We start from the raw sequence: 23,327 nt of genomic DNA on the forward strand, positions 1-23,327 counted from the left end.
TGGTGATGGTGGTAGTTGGTAGCTTCTGGAATTACATTTTCTTGAAAAAACGCAATTGCATTAACATAGGCTTCACCCATTTCCAATTCAAAGCATCATGCAGCAGAGTATAAAAACAGGGAATAATAAACAACGTTAATAGCGTTGCCAAAGACAACCCTGCAAACACCACAATCCCTAGAGGTTGAAGAAATTCTGAGCCTTCACCAATTCCCAGTGCTAAGGGAAACATACCTAAAACAGTGGTGATTGTAGTCATCAAGATTGGGCGTAAGCGCTGCGGAGCAGCTTGTAAAATTGCTGCTTTACGGCTAATCTCTTCCCGTTCCCGAATTTGGTTTGCCAATTCCACCATAATAATGGCATTGTTAACAACAATACCAACAAGTAATACCGCACCGACAATCACCGTTGCGCCAATGGCAGTTTGGGTAATATAAAGACCAAAAACACCCCCAGCTAATGCTAGTGGGATTGTAAACATAATTACCAATGGGTCAATCAGTGAATTGTATTGCACTGCCATAACTACGAAAACTAAAAAGCTAGCCAATCCGCCCAATAACTGTAGAGAATTTTGCAATTGCCGATTGGATTCTGCGGTGGAACTGGGTAAGACGCTGACTCCTTGAGGAAACTGGAAACCATTTAATACACTCTCTACCTGTGCTTGAGCATCACTGAGACTTGCTCCTTCAGTTAAATTACCAGCAATAATATAAACCTGACGCTGGTTGATGCGCTGAATCTCTCCAGGAGCTTGGGCATCTACAATTCTTGCCACATCGCTAAGGCGCACTTGGCGATTATTTTCTACAAATAAAGGTAATCTTTGTAGTTGCGAAGGTGTTTGCACAGATTCTTCATTTAATTGCACCCGCACATCTACAAGACGATTGCCCCGTTGCAACTGCGTGGGTACACTACCTTGAATTGCAGTTGCGATCGTGTCACCAATTTCTCTAGTAGTTAATCCCAAAGCTGCAACCCGCTCCCAGTCTGGAAGAATCTGAATTTCCGGTTGACGCGCATCTGCATCGGGACGAAATCTAGCTAAGGTGACTTTTTCTTCCAAATTTGCTAGCAGTTGCTCTCCAGCTTTTTGTAAGGTGTCTGCGTCATTTCCTTGCAGGATGATATCAACTTCAGCACCACGAACAGGAGAGTTAGTGAGAATTAAACCTCGTACTTGTCCGGGAGATAAACGTAAGCGGATACCAGCTAAATTTAGTTTATTAAACTCTTGAGTAACTCGTTCCACATAGGCTTCTATATTGGAACCGGGTTTGAGGGTAATGGTACTAGAACTCCGCAGAGGGTTTTCAGTAGTATTGCTACCAAATAAACCGCCACCTATAGTAGAAAATACGTATTCTGTTTCTGGCTGGCGGCTGAGGATGTCATTAACCGCAGCCATGACTCTTTGATTATTTTCTAAAGGAGTACCCGGAGGAAACTGAGCGAATAGATTGGCTTGTCCGGTATTAATACGGGGTAAAATTTCTTGAGAAATTTGCGGTATCATCCACAAACTGCCACCACCAAGTAGGATAATTGCGATCGCCACTGTTAATAATCGAAAATGTAATATTTTACTTAAGAAAGCGCCATATCCTCTGGTTGCAGCATCAAAACGACTATTAAACTCCCGTAAAAACCAGAAATCACTTACACCACTGGAAAAACGCCATGCCAGCATTCGAGAAGTGAGCATCGGCACTACAGTTACAGCAATCAGGATAGAAGCGGCAACAGAAAAGCTAATGGTGAGAACTAATTCATTGAATAGTAGCGAAATAAAGCCGCCAATCAGCAAAAACGGTAATACAGCTACTAAGTTAGTGCTAGTAGAAGCTACCAAAGCTGATTCTACTTCCTGGCTACTTTGTTCTGCCTGTTGAATAAGTCGCAATGGGCTGAGGCGAGTTCTCGTATCTTTGCCGGGAGTCATACCTGCACCCTCGGCAATATTCTCCAACATCACGATGGAGTTATCCACCACAATACCCACACCCAATGCCAAACCACCCAAGCTAAAAATATTTAGGGATAAGCCAAATAACCCCATCAAAATAATTGCGGCAAGAGTTGCCAAGGGAATCGCAAACACAATTATCAAAGTTTGCCTTACTGAACCGAGAAATAACAAAACAGCGATCGCGGCAAGCGCTGCTCCTATCAAACCGGAAGTTGTGACGTTAGCAATAGAATTGCGAATAAACCGCGATTCATCCAAAGTAGGTGTGAGAACTGCCTCTTGTGGAACAACACCAGATTGTCTCAGTTCTTTCAGTCGCTTTTTCACTCCATCAACAACATCGATGGTGTTGGCGTCTGGTTGTTTTTGAATACTAATTTTTACTGCTGATTCTCCGTTGAGTAAGACAAACAAACGTTGGTTTTCGGTACCGTCAATAACTTCAGCAAAGTCACGCAAATACACACGCCTGGGAAGTGGGGAAGTCGTAGGAGTAGTGCTTTGTGCCTGCCCTGAAGTGGCGGAAGTGGAGGAAGTTGGAGAAGATACTTCAAAAGAAAGATTACGGATTTCTTTAGCGTCTTTAAAACGTCCTACAGTACGGGTGAGAGGTTCGGAATTTTGTCCAAAAATTCTACCGCCAGAAATATCTTGGTTACGGCTTGTCAGTTCATTAAGCACATCTGTTAAACCAACACCAAGAGCTTGCAAGCGATCCAAATCAATATTTACTCTGACTTCTTCTTGCACTCCTCCCGATACATCTACCCCTGCTACTCCTGACACCACACTCAGTTCGCGGGCTAATTCTTCTTCTGCAAATACCCGCAAGTCTACACCCTCTAAAGAAGGCGAAGTTAATGCCATTTCGTAAACAGGTGATTGGGAAGGATCGAATTTAAATATCCGGGGTTCTTCGATCGTATCTGGTAAACCGCTCCTGGCTCTGTTAAATGCCGCTGTAGCATCATTGAGAGCTTGATCGATATTGCCTCCTGGTAGAAAGAACAGATCCAAATTTACCTGCCCTTCACGAGTTTGGGAAAAAACCTGTACTACACCCTCAGTTGCGGCAAAAGCTTCTTCTAATGGTTTGGTAATTTCATCAACTCCTACCTCAGGTGAAATTCCAGGAGCTTCTACCCGCACACCAATCCGGGGATAAGTAATTGATGGCAGCAAATCCACTGGTAGTTTAGTAATGAAAAAGAAACCCATGACAATCACTGCCAAGGTAAGCATAAGTGTGCCAATGTGTTGGCGGATAGCAATGGCACTAATACTAAATCCCCCAATCTTTTTTGTTTGCTGCATTTTTCTAATTTAAAATTCAGACAAAAACAGTTTTTATTTTCCTGTCAAAGTTGAGTCTAATTTCTCAGAGAGAATTGAAAGACTTACAGCATTGCCATCTTGTAACGGCTTGCCACTCCGCACTACATAAGCTTCACCTGGTTGCAAACCAGATATGATTTCTACTTTGCCATCACCCTGTTTTCCCAACGTCACGGTTCTCGCTGTAACTTTTGTCGTATCTTTTGTTTTTGATACCACAAATACTTGCCCCTGAGTATTTTCATCTGTCGATTTGGGATTTGGGTTTTCTTGTTCTTTTTCTGCTTTGTGAACGGCTGTTAACGGTACTACTACTTGTTCTTCTCCTTTACTAATAAAACTTGCTCTGGCTAGCAGCCCACTACCAATCCTGCCATCACTATTGGGAATCACTATTTCCACTGGTACTAAGCGAGCAGTAGTATCGGCTGCTGGAGAGATGCGTGTTACTGTGCCAATATATTTTTCGTCAGGAAAGGCATCTAGGCGCACTTGTACAGATTGCCCCACCTGAATATTTGCCAGTTCTAATTCAGAAAGTTGAACTGCAACTTTTACACGGCTAAAATCGCCGATTTTTAATACTTCATTACCTGGTTGGAGAAGGTTACCTGGTTCTGTCACCTTTTCTAAAACTGCACCAGCAATCGGAGATGTAAGTCTTGCATACGATCTACGTTCTCTTGCTTGTGCCACTACAGCTTTTTGAGCAGTTAATCTACCTTTAGCAGCAGCGACAGCTTGCTGTTCTGTGCGCACTTGCTCTTCGGCGGCACGCAATGCTTGTACAGCAGTTTGGGCTGTGGTACGTGATTGTTCAGCAGTTTGTTGAGCGATCGCTCCTTCTTTAAAAAGTTTCTCTTGCCTTTGGGCATCTGCTTGCGCTTGCGTCACCACAAGTCTCGCCCTTTCCACTTCCGCACGAGCATTACTGACTTGAGTATTTGCTCTGGCTACTTCTGATTGCAGGGCGGCTAGTTCAGCTTCCGCTTGATTTAATGCGGTTTTTAGGAGTACATCATCCACCTGCCCAACAATTTGTCCTTGTGTGAGTGTATCTCCCACATCTACGTTCAAAGCCACAAGCCTTCCTTCTACCTGCGATCGCAGCGATACTGTACGGAATGGTGTAGTAGTGCCTGTGTACTCTAATTGCTGTTGCAATAAATCCTTGCGGGCGATCGCTACATCTACAGGCGTGGCACCACCCGCTTGCCCTGCTACACCACGACGCTCTTGTTGAGCCTCCGCTGATTCTTTGGGAAACGAGCCGCAACCTCCCATGAACAATGCAATACCTAGCAAGCTAGCTACCCAATAAACAGATGAACCTAACCTCAAAGCGGGATTTTTCACAAGTTTAGGCGGCTTTTTTCCTTCGCGAATCATTGATTTGGCTCCTACCAAGGAAGTTTTGAGCTACAAAGCCCGTCTATATACCAAGTAATTTCAACTAAACTAACCTGCCACATAGACACTAGAGAATTCTCTGTAAAATGAAAAATATACTAGCAATATTCATATAATACACTTGTATAAATATTGACAGAAATTTAGATTAATTTACAGAATTATCAATATTGTTGAATTTGGTCATACACAGAAAAATCTAGGTAATCGATGGAAATATTTAGTAATTCTCAAAAAAGTATAAATGTTTTTAACTAACTTTCCATCTGCTTGTTGGTATAGGGCTTTTATCAATCAAATCAGCCTTTTACCGTTAGCTTGTTTCTTAATTACTATCCTAAAGACTGAAGCTTGAAAGACACATGGCAAGAAAGTCACGTATGTAACAGTGACTAAAGTCATGTTTTTACTATGACAAATTTGAGACTGAGATGAAAAGCCTATATCATAGACAACATCTAAAGAATACGGTGACGCGATCGCAGCAATGTGAACTCTAATCAAATAGAACCATTTCCCGCACTGTAGCAAAACTATCAGTAAATCTGGAAGTATTTAGTTTATATTAAGAAAAATAAAGTTTTAGAAATGAGGGACACACATCATGTATGTCCTATCAAAACTCAGTGCGAATTCATTTTGCGCAAGGAAGGCTACTAGTGACATCACCGCGACAACTTTTACAAACAGCTAACGAATCCCTGCTTGCAGAATTTTTTCAAGCATCAGTAGGCAAGTGGCGTTCAGAACGGCGCTACTATACATTGCCGGAGGGAGAAACAAAGGAAATGGTTAGCATCATTACCATCCGGTATTTAGAGCAGGGATGCGAAGAATTGCAAAAGCTGGCTCAAATGCACAATTTGCTAGACGCGGTGAGTTTGGTATGTGGTGCCGAAGTGATTTGGGAAAGCACTGATTCTATCTCCGGAAGGAAGGAATCTAAGGGAAAAACCTTATTTGGGGCAAAGGGAAACATACTGTATCGCGATCGTGGTTTCGCTACAACCAAACCAGTCACCGCCCAGTATTTCTTTCCCAACCCCACAACTCTATGTTTGCGGACTGAGTACAACGGTTCGGTATTTGAGGAAGAATTAAAGCTTGTTGGTAGTAAATATCGGACGCGCCAGTCAATTATCTCTCGTGCAGGCGAACAGTTGATGATTGGACAGTATTTGGAAAAAAGAATTTAGGATTTAGATAACTCTATTGGAATTATTATGGGAGCAAAGCCATCTCGCGTAAAGATGAGGATGGTTTATTTTACTTAGTTATTCGTAGTAGCTGTAATCACAATACTTTATGTTTACCCTTTGATTAGTTGGAAGCTATTGAAGAATCAACAAGCTTGTGAAATTAATCAGTGGAGAACACACAATGACGCAAAGTAAAAAGAAAACAGGTTTTTAAACTAAAAATCAGACGTTTAAATAGCATCCGTGCAAGAACTAACGCAATGCTTGAAAGCAGGCACAGAAATCATTCTAACAATCGCTAAATATTCTCATCTATTGACGAGAATAGCCATAAATATCACCAAAAAAACATACAGGTTCTTCGCCTCCAGAACGGCTCCAAGACGATCTATCACCACATCTATCATAATCTATAGCAACATCGTAGGGGCATTTGCAACCATTGTTAAATTCTGGTTTTCTTATAAAAATCAAAGCTTTAGCAAGAGTGTATTGTGCTTGGTCGTTAGATACTCTCTGTACATTTGAAGGCTTACTACAATTTCTCATAACGTTGTGAATAACTATCATAAATAAAGTAAAAAATACCCAAAATTTCCAATCGTTTTTATCGTTTCTCATATTATTTTTTAATAAAATTTTTGTGATTAGAGGTCTTAAAATATATTTTTAAAAATATATTCTTACCCCTATATATCTAATCTGAGGTAGAAATTATTTAGCAGAATCAGAGGATAAACTTAATTTTTATTAAATTTTTTGCAAATAAAATAGAGATATTGTTAAGTGGAATTACACCTTTGCGTTACTCCTTGGTAAAGCTAACTACCATATCCTAACTGTGCCAATTGCAATTGTTAAAGGCTGCAGCGATGTCAAATAGTGCTACATCCACATTGAAAAATCAACAGTCTGGTGCTGTCGCATAGAATTACAACTGGCGATCGCGATTCCTGTTAGTGGCAGAATTGGCGATCGCACGTTAGTAGCTTTCATTGATTTTTGAGAGCAATTTTCATACTTGGCTATAGATATAAATCTATGAAAAGTAAGAACTTCTCATGTTATTATCAAAAAATATCAACCTGTACATAAAGTATGTACAGGTTGAGCAACAATGTACTTGATTGAATTTGAAAGTACGACAAGGGAGCTCTTAATACTCATGGTTTCCGGTAAGGCTACTTACACTTACACACAAGCGCGAGATCGCTTGGCTGAATTATGCCAAAAGGTCACATCAGAGCGTGATTTCGTGGTTATTACACGTCGGAATGCTGAAAATGTGGCTTTGATACCTGTTGATGAGCTTTCGAGTCTTTTGGAAACTGCTTATCTGTTACGTTCACCACGTAATGCCGAACGTCTTTTAACAGCTTTAGATCGGGCTAAATCAGGTGTTGTAGAACCTCAAAGTTTGGATGATCTTCGTAAGGAGTTAGGACTTGACAAAAAAGAAGAATCCAAAAAGCCAACACCAACCAAAAGAAGAATCTCCAGCAATTCCAAAGCGAAGAAAAACAGTGTTTCAGCCTGAATTTTTAGAAGACCTAAAGTTTTGGGTTGAAACTGATCGACGGGTAGCATTAAAAGCTTTGGAACTCGTTGAGGAGGCTTGCCGAGACCCTTTTAAAGGTAAAGGTAAGCCTGAACCTTTAAAATACTTAGATGCTGATACTTGGTCTCGTCGATTGACACAAGAACATAGAATTGTGTATCTCGTTAAAGATGATGAAATAAATTTTTTACAAGCTCATTATCATTATTAATTATTGAAAAAACAAAACATTTTTTATTTTTTTGATGGAAGTGCGATCGCACCTATTCGTAGCTAAGGCATTGGCTAGATAGTCCTCGTAGTGGAATATCTAAACATTAAATTTTTAGTTTTCATAATTTTTATAAGAATCAGTAATGAGTTCAGAGTTAAAGTTGGCAAATTGATCCTAAGGAAACATTTTCAATTTCTTCTGAATGAGCTTAAATAGTTAACCATTAATTCCTAGTTATTCACAAGCTTTTTTGTTAATTAATTCTACTGTTATAGGATTTTTGTTTGTATTTTTTATCTACATTACAACATAATTGCTTAAGAATACTTAATAACTATTAACTAACAGATATATTCAGGATTTATTGTACTTGTTAAATAAAATACTTGTCACAATATTATACAGATATTTATAATGTATAAAAACTGAGTGTTAAGTTAGTAAATCCCAGCTAGTAAATTAAGTAGAGACTTCATCTAGGCAAATATTATTAATCGTAGAAAGGATAATTAAAATGAGAATTCACTACAATTGCTCTGATAACTTTCTAAATAAAATTACTGCAAGAGAAGCTGTTTCTATAAGAGATTTTCAAGATTTTATTCGATATGGTACAAAGATGAAAAAAGTAAAAGTTGAAATAGAGTTATCAGAATTACTCTATATGATGAGTAAAGTTGGTGGTTATGAAAGTGTAATGCTAGAAGATTTTGGCAACTCTATTACAGCTTATACTCAGCATGAAAAAGATTATGAAGGGGGATCGGATATCAAAATGTATGAACGGTTTTATATAGACTTAGTCAATGAAGAACAAAAAAATTTAGAAAACGTTGAAAAAGATGCAACAATTGACCATATCGATAGCTATTACATGAAATTACCTGATTAATAATTTATTGACCTGCGAAGTCGTTAAACTACTCAAATTATAATACTCCAGGACTTACGCAAGTGTCACAAGTAACGGTGGGGCGTAATTCCTTGATTTTGCAGCACTAAAGTATTTACTACAAACCTATCAACACTTTTGTGCTCAATCACTATGTCGAATAATTATTAACTTTGCAAGCTAGCATCAATCAACACCGAAAGCACACTTTGAGCAAAAGTTGCTCCATCAGATGACTTTTCAATTGTTGCCATCAGGCTTGCACCCCCAATCAAAAGAAGGTACTGCTGCGAAAATAATTCTGGATTTTGCACGCCAGCCTCAGTCGCTAATTGCATAATTATTTGTCGAATAGACTCACGCAAGTCAATGGAAACCTGATGAACTTTGTGAGATGCATCTGCAATTTCTAGAACAGCATTAATAAAAGGACACCCACGAAAATTAGGATTGGCGTACCAATCACGCAACACATCAAAGGTTGCCAACAAACGCTCTTTAGGTGTATTGCCTCTTTCTGTTACAGCATTTTCAAACCAACACAACCATTGAGATGCTCGATATTTCACTACTTCTTCAATGAGCTTGTCTTTGGAAGGAAACCAACGATAGAGCGTTCGTTTGGCAACGCCTGAAGCAGCAATCACTTCATTAATGCCTACATACTGAATACCCTTCTGATAAAAAAGTTCAGAAGCAGTTTCTAAAATTTGTTGCCGAGTGTGACTAGATTCGTAAGCCATAAACTTATAGGTAGACAAGTTTGTCTCCTTAGGCATATACTAGCACCTATCTTAGGTAGACAAGTTTGTCTACTTTGTGTTAGTTGGAGGTTTTCACCTATGGAATTTACGATTCACACAATTGAAACTGCTCCACAAGACTCCAAAGAAGCTTTAGTTCATGCCCAAAATACGTTTGGGTTTATCCCAAATTTGGAAGGTGTTTTTGCTGAGGCTCCTACTTTGCTCAAAAGCTCAATGACGCTATGGGATTTGTTTGCAACCACCAGTTTCAGTTCAATTGAACAACAAGTGATTTATTTAACAGCTAACTATGAGCATGAATGTGATTACTGCATGGCGGCACATTCTGGCTTGGCAAAAATGATTGGAATGCCAGTTGATTATATTCAAGCGCTTCGCAACGGTACACCGTTAAATCATCCCAAATTACAAGCATTGCATCATTTTACCCAACGGATGATTCAGACTCGTGGCTGGATTAAAGATAGTGAAATTGAGGAGTTTCTCGCGGCTGGCTATAACAAAAGACAAGTGCTGGAAGTAATTTTGGGCATTGCCATCAAAATCATGCATAACTATACAAATCACATTGCTCAAACCCCATTAGATAGGGAATTTCAGCCATACAAGTGGTCAAAACTAATAATGAATGATAAGTAGAGATAGACTTTTTGCAAACAAAAATCAGGATTTAGGTTAATTACAATCACAGATAGATACTGATAAACACCGATCAAATCTGTGTCATCTGTGTTTATCTGTGGTCGAACTGTTTGAAAATAGAATAAGCACAAGAGGTTTACAGCCCATCCTTTTCTAGCTTGAAAGGGCGATCGCCTGAAGAAGAGATATTCGTAAAGAACGAAGACTAAGGCAACTCACCCTCATAGCTTCAGCCCAATCATTCAGCCATGAATTAATAATGATTCCCTGATTTGCGATGATGCACGGCAGTTACACCATCAGGATTTAGCACTTTGCCATCATCTACAGTTGCATACACAAGCCAGTGATCGCCAGCTTCCATTCGGCTTTGTACTGTGCATTCTAAGTATGCTAAAGCATCTGCAAGAACAGGGCTACCATTTCCGGCTTCTTGAGTAGCTACTCCAGCAAAACGATCTTGTGCCGGGCTAAAAGGCTTGAGAAAGTGCTTCATCAAACCTATATGATTGCCTTCTTTGAGGACGTTAAGGACAAATTTGTTACCTGAATAAGTCAGTGGTTCTACTGCACGGTCTTTCGCAACAGCAACAGTAAAACCGGGAGGACTAAAACTGGCTTGCGATACCCAAGAAGCCAACATTGCACTAGAGACATCGCCCTGTTTAGCAGTGAGAACGCACAAAGAACCAACTACTCGCCCAACCGCTTGTTCAACCGTAGTCGCAGGCTGGCTGGGAGTGCGTACTTTTTTGGCTTTTTTCAAAGCTTGAGCAAAGTCGGTTCCTGCTTCTTCGCACATTTGCAGAGTCGCATCATTTGGTTTAAATTTGACTCGGATGGTGTCAAAACCAAATTGATAGCCAGCATCTTTGAGTTTACCTTCAAGTAAATCAACAGCCTCGCCACTCCAACCATAGGAACCAAATACACCAGCGAGTTTGTTTTTGGCAGCAGTGGAAAGTACAATACCTAAAGCAGTTTGCACTGGTGTGGGTGCATGACCACCGAGAGTAGGAGAACCAAGAATGAAACCTGCTGCTTTTTCCACAGCAGTTTGAATTTCCTCAGGAGCGGCGACTTCGCAATTAATAGATTCGACACTGATACCAGCTTTAGTAATACCGTGGGCGATCGCTTGTGCTAAGGTTGCGGTATTTCCGTAAGCAGAAGCATAAATTAATGCTACTGTCGTATCCTGAGAGGTTTGTTGTTGGCTCCACTCCCGATACGCTTTGGTGAGTTCAATTAAGCCATAGCGTACCAAAGGGCCGTGATTGGGTGCATACATTCTGACTTGTAAATCAGCAAGCTTTTCCAGGGAAGTTTCGACTTGACGGGCATGGGGAGCCATCAAACACTCAAAATAATAGCGTCGGTCTTCGAGAAAAATTTGCCAACCTTCATCAAGTACTTGATCACTACAGATATGTGCTCCAAAGAGTTTATCTGTGTATAAAATTTCTGTTTGCGGATCGTAAGTGCAAAGCTGATCGGGATAGCGTGGGTTAGGGGTTGGAATGAATTGTAAATGATGACCTTTGCCTAAATCTAGGGTTTCTTCGCCACGTTTAACAAGAATAGGCAAATCTAGGTTCTCTAATGCCCCCCGCAAATTGATTGCCCCAGGATTAGAACAAACAAACGTGATCTGTGGCGCACGTTCTAATAACACTTTTAGAGTCGCGGCACGGTTAGGATTGATATGACCGAGAATCACATAATCAATTTGTTTTAAATCAAACCGCTGCTGTAATGTGTCTAAGTAAATTTCCGTAAAAGTTTCTCCGGGAGGATCAATGAGGGCAATTTTCTCCCCTTTAATTAAATAAGAATTTGCGGTTGTGCCTTTAGCAAGGGCGTATTCAATTTCAAATCGTAGTCTTGTCCAACTACGCGATCGCAGTATTGTCGTATCGGTAGCAATGGGAAGAACTTGAACGTCACGGGGTTTTGTAGATGTCATGGCTGAAATAGGGGCTAGGGGTTAGGGGCTAGAGGCTAGGGGCTAGAAGCTAGGAGTGACAAGAGGACACAAGGACACAGGCACGCAAAGACAAGGATTTTCTCTAACTCTCTCCTCCTCTTCCTAGTCCCTAGTCCCTCTTAATAATGATTTCCAACTTTACGATGATGTACAGCAGTCAGTGCATCTGGCTTACTTACCCGTCCCGCATATACTGTGCTGTAGACAATCCAATGATCGCCACCGTCCATTCTGCTTAGGACTTCACACTCCATGTAAGCTAATGCATCGGTGAGAATAGGCGCACCATTTTCGGCTGCCTGGGTTCTAACTCCTTCAAAGCGATCAGCTCCAGGGGCAAAACGCTTGAGGAAATGCTTCATTAAGCCTTGGTAATTGCCTTCTTCGAGGACGTTAAGCACAAATTTATCACCTACTTGCATGAGAGATTCAATCGCCCTGTCTTTTGCCACTGCAATTGATATTCCTATAGGCTTGAAGCTGGCTTGACTTACCCAAGAAGCAAGCATGGCACTTTTGACATCGCCTTTTTTGGCAGTGATGATATACAATCCACCACTAAGTCTGCCTAAAGCTTTGTCTAAATCAGCACCAAGAGATTTCATCGCTTTGATGCTTTTATCGCGTGTCACCCACTGCCCTAAGTCTGTACCTGCTTCTTCACACAGCTTATAAATATTGTCTGTGGGCGTTTCTTTGATCCGAATTGCCGGAAAGGCTGGTGTTAAGCCTAAATCCCGGAATTTACTTAAAAGTGGATCGATTGGCTCATCATCACCACCGCCTGTTTCAAATATGCCTACTGCTTGTTTTTCTTTGACAGCACCTAAAACCGCACTGAGAGCAGTTTGGGCAGCAGTATCAGACGTTGGTGGTGTCCCCACGACAATTCCTGTACACCTACCGACAATTTCTTGGAGTTCTTGCAAATCTATTGACTTGAGATCCACCCATTCTACTGCCACACCTGTTTTGGCAATACCGTTAGTGATGCTTTGGGCGAGGCGATCGCTAAAGCCGTATTCTGAAACGTAAAATATGCCAACCACAGTTTCTGCTTTGGTTTGAGATTGGCTCCATTTCCGATAACGCCCTGTTAGTTCTTCGACATTGTGGGATAATAGCGGCCCGTGACCTGTAGCAATCATGCCGATTGTTTCCAATTCATCCATGCGCTTCATCGCAGACAGCACCGAGCGGGCATTAGGAGCCATCAGGCATTCATAGTAGAACTGAAAATCTGGTGATATTGCTTCTAAATCTTCATCAAAAGTCGCATCCGAGCAATAGTGCAACCCAAATGCATCGCAGGTAAACAGGATTTGGGTTTTGTGGTCGTAGGTAAAGATAGTATCAGGCCAGTGTAAGTTTGGTGCAATCACGAATTCTAGCTCGTGTCCGTTGCCTAAATCTAGGCGATCGCCATTTTTGACAATCCGCCGCTTGAAGGGCTGATGCACTAAGTCTTCCAAAAACTGAATCGCCACCTTAGAACCAACAACGGTAACATCTGGAGCCAGTTGCAGCACGTCTTTAACTAAACCACTGTGGTCTGGCTCGGTGTGGCTGATAATTAAATAATCAATGTCTACTGGATTAATTTGATTTTTGAGTGTATCTAAAAATAACTGACGAAACTTTTCATGGGAAGTATCGATTAACGCAGTCTGCTCACCGCGGATGATGAATGAGTTGTAGGTAGTACCGTTTTGCAAACCGAACTCAATGTCGAAGCGATCGCGATCCCAATCTAGAGAACGAATTGTTGTTGTTTCTGATGCAATTTCAGCAACCTGGACAGTTAGTCTTTTTTTTGGATTTTCGGCGAGTGCTACCATTACTCCCCTCCATAGCGAATGAGTATTTCTTCCTCTTTCTTTATTGTGACACGAGTCAATTGTAAATAATTATTAAAAAATCTATAGATAAGTTAAAAAAAATAAAAGTATAAAACTGAATTAGACATGGGGTAGTGATGGTGAGTTTCCACCAATTTCAGCTAGTGCAAGAGCGGCTCTCTCGCTACAGCGTTCATAGTATTCAGCCTCATTTAACAATTCTGTATCTGGCTGTTCATCTATTTCCCCTTTTGCCCACAACTCATAAGCAACAATTGCACGAATGTAACGCTCTTCACTTTTGAGTACCCTTTCTAAAAACGATATCGCCGCTTCTGATTTTGTTTTTCCCAACAACTCAACCTTAAGTATTTCAGGTATTTTCAAATCAGCAATCCAACTGATGGTTTGCTCCTGTAATTCCGGCTTCACTGCTCCTGCTAGCCTCGCACCAAGAATTAAATCTACTTCCAGTGCCAACCGCACTACCCGCAGTGCTTGAGCTTTGTCATCTACATAAGGGCAACATTAAAGCTATGGGTTCTGTCCATTGAAGATGATTAAGATAATCCCGTTTCAGTTGTTCATCACTTAATTGGGAAAGCTGAGAGAGAACAGATGTATAGTTGTATTCTTCTGGCATTGATTTAGCGACATTCAGAGTGTCGCCAGCAACGATAGTATTGCTATTGTTTTCTTTCTAATCTTTGGCAATTGGCTGCGTCAACATATCGAAAATGTGGTTAGCTTTAACGATTGGCAATTCCCGGTTGCACTGGGGTTGGTTTGAAGGCAAAACACTTTGCCACACTTGGGATACAAATCACTTACCTGAATCTTTTGTACATCATTTGGCTAATTATCAAACGCTGGACGACTTACTAAAAAACCTCTCTCCCTCTCCCCCTCTCCCCCTCCCTTCTTCCTCCCCTCCTCTCGTCTTAGCTTCAGTAGTTCCCAATCAAACTGCACTGTGGCAAATTTATCCAAATGTTCGGATTATCACCTTAGAGCAAGTACCCCTCCAGGGATTGTATCCGACTCTGGGAATTGATCGCGCCTTAGCGTTGTGGGGTGCGGGCAAAACTTGGGGTTTTCCTATGTTGATAATAGATGCAGGCACAGCATTGACTTTTACTGGTGCAGATGCTAACCGAAATCTTGTCGGGGGTGCAATTCTTCCGGGATTAGGTTTACAGTTGGCAACTCTTGCTAATAGAACTGGGCAATTACCAAACGTGGATTTACCGCAGCAACTTCCACAACGGTTTGCTTTAACTACTCCAGAGGCAATGCAAAGCGGGGTAATTTACACCCTATTAGCTGGAATCAAAGATTTTGTAGAAGCATGGTGGCGCTCATATCCTGAAAGTAAGATTGCGATTACTGGTGGCAATCGCACTTTGTTAGTAAACTATCTTCAATCCCAATTTCCAGAAATTGCCAATGGTTTGATGGTAGAACCAAATTTGGTATTTTGGGGAATACGGGAAATAGTCATTAGTCATTAGTCAATGGTCATTAGTTGTTGGTAAGTTTCTACCTACTAACTACTGTACGGGAGGCAGCGCGTTGCGGAGCCAGTGCTGGCTCACCACTAACCATTAATCACTAACTCTTTTGACAAAATCCTTAATATCTTCAACCACGACCTTAGTACAATTTTCTGGTAAATTATTTCTGGCGTGGTCAATAATTTTTAACTCAGCTTTTGGAGCTTCTCTAGCATAAATTTTGCTTTTAGCTAAAGCATCTGGCGAATCTTTTTCACCTTGCAAAATTAACACTGGAACTATAAGAAAATTTAATTTATCTTGCAGTAACTCGGCACGAATTTCTGGCAGTTGACGCAGGAATAATAACTGACTACTTGTAGTGTACTGCAACATAATTTGTCGTTGTTGCCACTCTTCTTCTAATTTAGAATTTAAACGTAGTTTCTTAGTTAATGGACGAAATAGCCGTAATACTTTAAATAACCAAAGAGGGCGTTTCATCAAATTCTGTTTTGTCTGCCAACACTGTTCTAATCCTTCAACCTCTACACCCTCTGGTGCTAAAAGTACCAAGCCATAAATTTGTTCTGGATACTTCAAAGCATAGCTAGCAGCAATCCAACCTCCGAGCGAATGTCCTATTAAGTAAATTTTCCCTATCCTCAAAGCTTGCAGAAGTTCAGCAAGACACTCGACTTGTAAATCTATTGAGTAGTGGATATTAGGATAATCTGATTCACCAAATCCAAGTAAATCTACTGACAAGCAATGAAAATCTTGTGAGAGTAATTTCATTGCTGCTACCCATTGGCTACTATCATTCCAAGTACCATGTAGGAAAATTATGGGAATTCCCTCACCGACTTCACACCAGAAGATTAACCCTTGAGAAGTCTTTCTCCGGGAATTACGAAATAAATTATTCATACTGTTGAGTAATTAATTTTTAAATCTAGTAATGGTTAATAGTTAATAGCTAATAGCAATAAACAATTAATTCAATATAACTTATGCCAAAGTTGTCAAGCCTTGCAAGTAATCTTCTAACTGGCGACTATGATCGTGAGACATTTGTTCTGGGGGTAGAGAGTTGAGATGAAAAGCCTGAATTTCCAGAACTTCTAGTGTGTCTTGAATTTCCATTTCTCCTTGTACTTCTGCTTCTACAACAATACAAATCGAATGGATTCTAGGATCGCGATCTGGAGCGGAGTAAACTCCAACTAAACGCTTTATCTTCGCTAACTCTAGCCCTGTTTCCTCCATCAACTCCCGTCGAACTGCATTAGGTATATCTTCTCCCCAATCTACCATGCCTCCTGGTAATGCCCAACGACCATTGTCTCGCCGTCGGATCAATACAATCCGCCCATCAGGCAAAATCGGAATAATGCTTGTGCCAGGGATTGGATGACGGAAAATAATCCCCAGTACAGTTTGTCCATATCGCCATAAGTTACGTGTGGATTGGATAGCCACAGTAAAAAAAGCTAGAATATTCAATCTTTTAATCTTAGTAAATATGTACGTTTTACTTTACTTTAAAGCAGATTTCTATTTAGATCTCCTCAATTATTCATCAAATTAGTTTTTTGATACAAGCGTATATGATTTTTGTCAACAACCATAAGAAGTATTCCTGTTTAATTCTAACTTATGTATTTGTGTCCTGTTAAATAAGAGTTAAACTTCCTAAGACTTAATAAATTAAGGTTAATTACCTAAAAATCTAGCTTAGATCTATTTTTGATAGCTAAATAATAAATATGTGTATTTTGAATTGCAATTGTTAAGATTCAACAGTGGTGTTGCCCCAAAATGTAAAATATATGCATCTGGAAGTAAAAGTAACTATAAATACATATACCCTAGAAATTATACTTACGGAATAGCGAATCAAGTAACTACACTAAATTGTCGTTGACACAATAAACGAGAATGCGATAATCTAGATTGCTGTTTAAAATATGTTCATAGCTAAAACTAGGCTGAAACCATATCAAAAACATTGGTAGCTGATATTGCCTATATTATGCCTAGCTAAAGCTTTTTGTTGTTTATTTATGAGGTGAACATGGCTAAGCGCCGCAATCCAAAAAAAGAAAAGGCGCTACGGAACCAGGCATATGCCAGAAAGTTTCGTAAACGAACTACAACAGGGCGTTTCCAAAGAAGGTTCCAACAAAGACCGCCGAAGAGTGAAGAAGATGAGGGAGCAGCAGCTGTTGATGCTGAATAGTTTGCCTGTTGAAATGCTCACTCTTTAAGCTTTTTAATGGCGTTGGCGTACAAAAAGTACGCCTTCATCGTCCTTGTGAGTGTTTGATTCAATAGTTTAGCGATTAAGTTGGCTACGGGCAGCAAGTAGTTCTTTTCTAACTTGCTTAAAGCCTGTGCCACCATAGCTGTTACGGGCAGCTACTACTTGCTGGGGTGATATCGCTTCGTAAATGTCGGCTGCAAAAGCTGGATGAAGTTGTTTCCATTCCTCTAAAGTCAAATCTTTAAGTAGTTTGCCAGCTGCAATGCTGGTTTTGACTGCTTTACCTACAAGGTTATAGGCTTCTCGAAAAGGTACACCTCGTGCTGCTAGATAATCTGCTACATCTGTGGCATTGGAAAAGTCTTCTGCCACCGCTTGTGCTAAACGCTGAGTGCGAAACTTTAAGCCTTCCCCTAGTAAAATTGTCATTGCTTCTAAGCAGGCTTTGACGGTATTAACAGTGTCAAAAAGGCCTTCTTTATCTTCTTGTAGATCTTTATTGTATGCCAAGGGTAATCCCTTCATAATCACCAATAAAGCTTGGAGATGACCAAAGACACGACCTGTTTTACCTCTCACCAATTCTGGTACATCTGGATTTTTCTTTTGAGGCATGATGCTAGAGCCAGTGGCACAGTTATCTTGAAGAGTGACAAAAGCAAATTCTTCCGATGCCCAAAGAATGATTTCTTCTGAAAGGCGGCTGAGGTGAACCATGATTAAACTAGCAGCACATAAAAATTCGATCGCAAAGTCGCGATCGCTCACTCCATCCAGACTGTTAGCATAAATTTCATCAAAATGCAAGAGTTCGGCTGTGTAATGGCGGTCAATCGGGAAAGTAGTTCCTGCTAAAGCACCACAACCAAGAGGCGAAATATTTACCCGGCGATAAACATCGCTCAAGCGTTCCCAGTCGCGTTGTGCCATCTGAAAATATGCTAATAAGTGATGGGCTAAACTTAGGGGTTGGGCGCGTTGCAGGTGAGTATAGCCAGGAATTAAGGTTTCAACGTTATTTTCGGCAATATCTAAAATAACGCTTTGAAATTCTTGCAATTGCTTTTGAATTTGTTTAATCTGATCGCGCAAATACAATCTGGTATCTGTACCCACTTGGTCATTTCGGGAACGGGCAGTGTGTAGTTTTTTACCTACATCACCGATAATCTCTACAAGACGGCGCTCGACGGCAAAATGGACATCTTCTGCGTCGATACCAGGGCTAAATTTGCCTTGCCGATATTCTTGGCGAATTTGTTCTAAACCAGCAACTAATTGCTCCCCTTCTTCTGGAGAAATGATGCCGCACTTACTCAGCATTTGAGCATGAGCAACAGAGCCAGTCAAATCATATTCTATTAATTCAATATCAAAATTGATACTCGCATTAAAGCGAGCGATCGCAGGATGCAGTGCTGATTCAAACCGCTGGCTCCAAGTTTGCTGTTTAGTCATAAATCGGGAAAGGATGAATTCTAAATTATGAATTATGAATGATAAGATTTTTCATAATTCATTATTCATCATTCATCATTTTTTAGCCGTAACTTGTCAGACTCCGAATCATATAACCAATTGCTAATCCAATCAATAGCGCCCAGGCTTGACCTGTCTTTAGAAAATGAGTAAAGGCTCTTTGCATTTGACCCAATATATCTGGATCGGTAATGTTTTGAGCCAAAACTGCCCAATCAATAGGTAAATGTCCAGTTAACTGAGATGCCATATCGCTAAAAAAGTTCATATTTTTTAATAAATCTCAATATTTAGAAAGCAGTTAGGTAATAGCTAATGGCTGTGGATAATTAGCTGTTAACCATCTCTTATGTCGAAATACAAATTGTCAGTAAAAAACTTAAAGCAAATGCAGCCAATATTACCCAATATTTCATTGTTTACTTACGTATTAGATTAATATCACCGTCATAACTTAAGAATTAGGAGATGCCAACCGCAATTTCTCGGCTGTTCGCAAAATTTGTCCGGCTAAAATTGCCGCGCCAAAGCCATTATCAATATTTACTACGCCTACTCCGGCTGCACAAGAATTTAGCATTGTCAATAGCGGTGCTAAACCTCCAAAGCTTGCACCATAACCAATGCTAGTAGGAACGGCAATCACCGGACAATCTGCCAAACCGGCAACTACGCTAGGTAGAGCGCCTTCCATACCTGCCACAACAATTAAAACCGATGCTGATGCAAGGACATGACGGTTATTTAGCAAGCGGTGAATACCAGCAACACCTACATCCCAGAGGCGCTGAACATAAAAGCCAGAAAGTTCTGCTGTGACAGCAGCTTCTTCAGCTACGGGTAAATCGGCAGTACCAGCAGAAATAATGCCTATTGTACCCGGATAATGTGGTTCGATTTCAGGAGGTGTAATCGCACAAATTCGCGCCGACTCGTAATACCGCAAACCTCTAACCCTAGATTGCAGTGCCGCATATACTGCCCCTTCAACGCGAGTTGCCATCACCACTGGGTTCCGGAGGCGCATCACCTCCATAATTTGAGCAATCTGATCGGGAGTTTTGCCTGGACTCCAAATTACTTCAGGGAAACCAGTTCTTAAAGCACGATGATTATCAATTTTGGCAAACTCACCTACAGGTTCATATGCGAAATGCTTGAGTTTGTCTAGAGCCGCATCTGGAGCAATATTACCATTGGCAACATTTTCTAAGAGCGATCGCAAAGAAGTTTCATCAGTCATTATTTGGTTAGTAGTTGGTAGTTAGTAGTTATTAGGGGCAGGTTTTGTTGATTAACTTTGGGTTAAAACCAACAATTTATCTTCTAAACTTGCCCGCACAGTAGTTAGTGGTTAGTAGTTGATTTTTAATTTTTCATCGCAATTAACCATTAGCTATTAACTATTGGCCACTATCCACTATCCACTAACTAATCATTCATCCGTGACTTTGATTTCATGAATATTCCAGAAAGCACCACCAAGAGCAGAGTATTGAATGCCTGCAAAGCGATCACGTACTGCTGCCATTGAGTATTGGTTAACCAGGTAAATAAAAGGTAAATATTCCTGAGTTAAACGTTGAGTTTTAGCATAAATCTCCTTCACCTTGGCTTCATCAAATTCCTGTGCGCCTTTAATGTAAAGTTCGCCAATTTGTGCTTCCCAAGGAGCCACCTGCCAACCCTGAATCGGTTTTTGTCCTGGTTGGGGTTTCTGATTAAACATATGCAATCCACCTTCCGGAGACCAAACATTAGCGCCATCGTTTGGTTCTACACCACCTGTTAAACCCAGTAGAGCAGCTTCCCAATCTAAAGAGTTCGACAGCTTGTCTGTATAAGTATTCCAAGCAATAGGAGTAAAATCCACTGTCATACCGATTTTGCTCAAGTCTCGTTTAATTTGAGAACCCATTGCTTCGCGAATTTTGTTACCAGCATTAGTCAGTAAAGTGAAGCGGACGTGATTGCCTTGAGAATCTAATAGTAAACCTCTATCATTATACTTAAATCCCGCTTTGATCAGTAGTTGCCTTGCTTTTTCTGGATTATAGTCATAAACTTTTAAGCCTTCTTTCGGTGAAAGATAATAGGGACTTTGTACAGAAATAGGTGAATCTTGCGGTTGACCTAAACCACGAAAAGTATTGTTAATCATCGTTTGGCGGTCGATTGCATAGGCTACAGCCTGACGAAATTCGACTGTATTAAACCAACGTGATTTGACTGGATTGACGAGCGGCTTGCCGTCCCTTTGACCTTTATTAAGATTAAATAAAACAAACGAAGTACCTGCCGCCGGGCCACCATTATAAGTGTTGAAATTACCTTGTTTTTCTTGCCGTTTTAATAAAGAAAAATAGTCTGGAGATATGCTAATAGAATCCAAGCCGCCAGAACGAAATTGTAGCAAATTAGTATCTGTCGATTCCACAATTTGCCAAATTATGCGGTCAATGTAAGGTTGAGAATTCCCTTGAGCATCTTTACGCCAGTAATAAGGATTACGTCGGAATATAACACGTTGACTAGTATCATAGCGTTCTAGTTTGTAGGGGCCATTAACGATAATTTGCGCAGGCGGAGTATCAACACCTAATTTTTGTAAAAAGATTGGCTTCCCCTCACCATCTTTTTGTTTTATGTATTCTTGTAGTGAATGGGCAGGAAGAATGGGCAGTCCAAGAACACGTAAAAATGGTCTAAAAGGTTCGGCCGTTGTAAACTCAACTCGATGCTCATCCAGTTTTCGTACAGAAGGTAGTTTTCTGCTTTCACCAATTCGCAGAATATCTCTGGTATCTGTAGGAATAGCTTCATTCAAGTAAATGTCATTGTAGGTAAACACGACATCATCTATAGTCAAAGGTTTGCCATCAGACCATTTTAAGCCCTTGCGCAGAGTCAACACAATTCGCAACTTATCATCAGAAACTTGCCAAGATTCTGCTAAAGCAGGCTCAACTTCACCACTTATAGGATTTTCAGTAATTAACCCCTCATAAATAAGACCAAAAACGTTGGGAGTTTCGGAACTGAGAGCATAGTTAAAAGTTTTAGGATCGCTGAGAACACTAGTTACCAATTGCGGTACTTGAGCGGCTTGCGTTTGAAAACTAGCTGGGTTGCAAGCAGCAACAGTTAATGCTGTGATTAAAGCCAAAATTCCTGGTAAGCGAAAACGCTTAATTATGGTAAAGGTGCGAGCAAATGCCATCATTTTAAAATCTATATAGTGAATTAATTTTACTGAGTTTGCAACCAAGAAAGTTTTGAGTTTGTTGGAAATACTGTATTCCAGCATCTTGCAAAATTTTTATAACTTCTCGTTGAGCAAACTCCTTAGAATTGTTACTTAAAAATACTTTAATATCATTGGGATGAAAGAGTGCATGGTTTATTATGCACTCTAAAATTACTTTGTCTATAACGTGTTTTTCTAAAATTGTCCTATTTAAACTCTCCTGAAATATGCCAGGACTTAATGTAATCATTTCTGCTTTACTAGTAAGTTGGTTAAAGGCAACATAAAAGCTTCTTTTAATATCATTTATCCTCTCTAAAAAAAAACCAATCCAGGATTGGTCTAGCAATGAACCCAATAATTTTGCAGTTGATGAGTTCTTAGCTCTTTGTGCTTCATTAATTTTGGATGTCTAACCTGCGAAGAAAGTCTTGATTATATTTCTTTTCTTGCTCTAATGTTAAGGTTGGTTGGCTGTTCCCTATTTATCCCATACTAGCTATTGTGAAATTGCTTCCCGCTCAAGTAAACAAAAGTTACTAGGAAGTTACTAGCAAGACAACAGCATAAGCACATATACCTTCTTCTCTGCCAACGGGGCCTAATTTTTCATTGGTAGTAGCTTTAATTCCTACCTGATTTGGCAATAATTGCAAAACCGCCGCTATATTTTCCCGCATTTTCTCAATATGGGGTTTTAATTTTGGGCGTTCTGCCACAATTACCGAGTCGATATTGCCAATTTGCCAGCCTTGTTGTTGAATCAGTTGGTGTACTTTACTCAATAGGATTAAGCTATCGGCTCCTGCCCATTGTGGATCGCTAGGAGGGAAATAATGTCCGATATCGCCTAAAGATAGCGCCCCAAGCATGGCATCCATAATCGCGTGCGTAAGGACATCAGCATCGCTATGCCCTAGTAAACCTAAAGAGTGAGGTATATTGACACCACCCAAAATCAGAGGGCGATCGCTCACCAGTCGGTGGATATCGTAGCCGTTACCAATACGAAGGTTCATGTT

The 23,327-nt window shown here is 40.4% G+C and carries 22 protein-coding genes; 7 read left to right on the plus strand and 15 right to left on the minus strand.

Annotated elements, in window-relative coordinates; translation table 11 throughout:
- Positions 1 to 31: 31 nt before the first annotated feature.
- Both U2718_RS07625 and U2718_RS07630 read right to left on the minus strand, forming a co-directional pair.
- A complete protein-coding gene (locus U2718_RS07625; RefSeq protein ID WP_341993320.1) occupies positions 32 to 3,292 on the minus strand; it encodes an efflux RND transporter permease subunit in 3,261 nt (1,086 codons plus the stop codon).
- Between the two features lie 33 nt (positions 3,293 to 3,325).
- On the minus strand, positions 3,326 to 4,702 hold the full coding sequence (locus U2718_RS07630; protein ID WP_341993321.1) for an efflux RND transporter periplasmic adaptor subunit: 1,377 nt from the start codon (positions 4,700 to 4,702) through the stop codon (positions 3,326 to 3,328).
- Positions 4,703 to 5,382: 680 nt separating this feature from the next.
- Here U2718_RS07630 and U2718_RS07635 point away from each other — a divergent pair.
- Entirely contained in the window at positions 5,383 to 5,919 is a 537-nt protein-coding gene (locus U2718_RS07635; protein WP_341993322.1) for a phycobiliprotein lyase, read from the plus strand.
- Between the two features lie 315 nt (positions 5,920 to 6,234).
- On the opposite strand, the gene U2718_RS07640 is transcribed toward U2718_RS07635, so the two are convergent.
- Entirely contained in the window at positions 6,235 to 6,543 is a 309-nt protein-coding gene (locus tag U2718_RS07640) for a hypothetical protein (RefSeq protein WP_341993323.1), read from the minus strand.
- A 496-nt stretch (positions 6,544 to 7,039) separates the two neighbouring features.
- On the opposite strand from U2718_RS07640, the gene U2718_RS07645 reads away from it, so the two are divergent.
- From U2718_RS07645 to U2718_RS07655, 3 genes are all read left to right on the plus strand, one after another.
- Positions 7,040 to 7,459, plus strand: a complete 420-nt coding sequence (locus U2718_RS07645; RefSeq protein WP_341993324.1) for a type II toxin-antitoxin system Phd/YefM family antitoxin — start codon at positions 7,040 to 7,042, stop codon at positions 7,457 to 7,459.
- On the plus strand, positions 7,446 to 7,691 hold the full coding sequence (locus U2718_RS07650) for a Txe/YoeB family addiction module toxin (protein ID WP_341993325.1): 246 nt from the start codon (positions 7,446 to 7,448) through the stop codon (positions 7,689 to 7,691). Before U2718_RS07645 ends, U2718_RS07650 begins: the two co-directional genes overlap by 14 nt.
- 517 nt (positions 7,692 to 8,208) lie before the next feature.
- Complete coding sequence (locus U2718_RS07655; RefSeq protein WP_341993326.1) at positions 8,209 to 8,586, plus strand: hypothetical protein; 378 nt, start codon at positions 8,209 to 8,211, stop codon at positions 8,584 to 8,586.
- A gap of 167 nt (positions 8,587 to 8,753) precedes the next feature.
- On the opposite strand, the gene U2718_RS07660 is transcribed toward U2718_RS07655, so the two are convergent.
- Positions 8,754 to 9,329, minus strand: coding sequence for a TetR/AcrR family transcriptional regulator (locus U2718_RS07660; protein ID WP_341993488.1), 576 nt, complete (start codon positions 9,327 to 9,329; stop codon positions 8,754 to 8,756).
- A gap of 99 nt (positions 9,330 to 9,428) precedes the next feature.
- On the opposite strand from U2718_RS07660, the gene U2718_RS07665 reads away from it, so the two are divergent.
- Positions 9,429 to 9,992 carry a carboxymuconolactone decarboxylase family protein gene (locus U2718_RS07665; RefSeq protein ID WP_341993327.1) on the plus strand — a complete coding sequence of 188 codons (564 nt, stop codon included), beginning with the start codon at positions 9,429 to 9,431 and terminating at the stop codon, positions 9,990 to 9,992.
- A gap of 256 nt (positions 9,993 to 10,248) precedes the next feature.
- Here the strand turns inward: U2718_RS07665 and U2718_RS07670 are convergent, their stop codons facing one another.
- The 3 genes from U2718_RS07670 to U2718_RS07680 form a co-directional block, all read right to left on the minus strand.
- Positions 10,249 to 11,961 carry a diflavin flavoprotein gene (locus tag U2718_RS07670; protein WP_341993328.1) on the minus strand — a complete coding sequence of 571 codons (1,713 nt, stop codon included), beginning with the start codon at positions 11,959 to 11,961 and terminating at the stop codon, positions 10,249 to 10,251.
- A gap of 140 nt (positions 11,962 to 12,101) precedes the next feature.
- Positions 12,102 to 13,820 carry a diflavin flavoprotein gene (locus tag U2718_RS07675; protein ID WP_341993329.1) on the minus strand — a complete coding sequence of 573 codons (1,719 nt, stop codon included), beginning with the start codon at positions 13,818 to 13,820 and terminating at the stop codon, positions 12,102 to 12,104.
- A 120-nt stretch (positions 13,821 to 13,940) separates the two neighbouring features.
- Positions 13,941 to 14,300, minus strand: a complete 360-nt coding sequence (locus U2718_RS07680; protein ID WP_411813243.1) for a hypothetical protein — start codon at positions 14,298 to 14,300, stop codon at positions 13,941 to 13,943.
- Between the two features lie 257 nt (positions 14,301 to 14,557).
- Between U2718_RS07680 and U2718_RS07685 the strand changes: the two genes are divergently transcribed.
- Positions 14,558 to 15,331: a pantothenate kinase gene (locus U2718_RS07685; protein WP_341993331.1), complete on the plus strand. Its 774-nt coding sequence runs from the start codon at positions 14,558 to 14,560 to the stop codon at positions 15,329 to 15,331.
- 93 nt (positions 15,332 to 15,424) lie between these two features.
- On the opposite strand, the gene U2718_RS07690 is transcribed toward U2718_RS07685, so the two are convergent.
- Entirely contained in the window at positions 15,425 to 16,243 is an 819-nt protein-coding gene (locus U2718_RS07690) for an alpha/beta hydrolase (protein ID WP_341993332.1), read from the minus strand.
- 81 nt (positions 16,244 to 16,324) lie between these two features.
- Positions 16,325 to 16,819, minus strand: coding sequence for an NUDIX hydrolase (locus tag U2718_RS07695; protein ID WP_341993333.1), 495 nt, complete (start codon positions 16,817 to 16,819; stop codon positions 16,325 to 16,327).
- 571 nt (positions 16,820 to 17,390) lie between these two features.
- Between U2718_RS07695 and U2718_RS07700 the strand changes: the two genes are divergently transcribed.
- Positions 17,391 to 17,555 (plus strand): hypothetical protein, encoded by a 165-nt coding sequence (locus U2718_RS07700; protein WP_016875490.1) that lies wholly within the window; start codon positions 17,391 to 17,393, stop codon positions 17,553 to 17,555.
- A gap of 96 nt (positions 17,556 to 17,651) precedes the next feature.
- Here the strand turns inward: U2718_RS07700 and argH are convergent, their stop codons facing one another.
- From argH to ispF, 6 genes are all read right to left on the minus strand, one after another.
- Positions 17,652 to 19,037 (minus strand): argininosuccinate lyase, encoded by a 1,386-nt coding sequence (gene argH / locus U2718_RS07705; RefSeq protein ID WP_341993334.1) that lies wholly within the window; start codon positions 19,035 to 19,037, stop codon positions 17,652 to 17,654.
- Positions 19,038 to 19,119: 82 nt separating this feature from the next.
- Entirely contained in the window at positions 19,120 to 19,326 is a 207-nt protein-coding gene (locus U2718_RS07710; RefSeq protein WP_341993335.1) for a hypothetical protein, read from the minus strand.
- A gap of 186 nt (positions 19,327 to 19,512) precedes the next feature.
- On the minus strand, positions 19,513 to 20,301 hold the full coding sequence (gene larB, locus U2718_RS07715; protein WP_341993336.1) for a nickel pincer cofactor biosynthesis protein LarB: 789 nt from the start codon (positions 20,299 to 20,301) through the stop codon (positions 19,513 to 19,515).
- A 192-nt stretch (positions 20,302 to 20,493) separates the two neighbouring features.
- Positions 20,494 to 22,278: an ABC transporter substrate-binding protein gene (locus tag U2718_RS07720; protein WP_341993489.1), complete on the minus strand. Its 1,785-nt coding sequence runs from the start codon at positions 22,276 to 22,278 to the stop codon at positions 20,494 to 20,496.
- Positions 22,279 to 22,282: 4 nt separating this feature from the next.
- Positions 22,283 to 22,663, minus strand: a complete 381-nt coding sequence (locus U2718_RS07725; RefSeq protein ID WP_341993337.1) for a hypothetical protein — start codon at positions 22,661 to 22,663, stop codon at positions 22,283 to 22,285.
- A 181-nt stretch (positions 22,664 to 22,844) separates the two neighbouring features.
- A complete protein-coding gene (ispF, locus tag U2718_RS07730) occupies positions 22,845 to 23,324 on the minus strand; it encodes a 2-C-methyl-D-erythritol 2,4-cyclodiphosphate synthase (RefSeq protein WP_341993339.1) in 480 nt (159 codons plus the stop codon).
- Positions 23,325 to 23,327 lie beyond the last annotated feature (3 nt).

Origin of the sequence: Chlorogloeopsis sp. ULAP02 (genome assembly GCF_038404745.2) — a bacterium.
Taxonomy (GTDB): Bacteria; Cyanobacteriota; Cyanobacteriia; order Cyanobacteriales; family Nostocaceae; genus Chlorogloeopsis.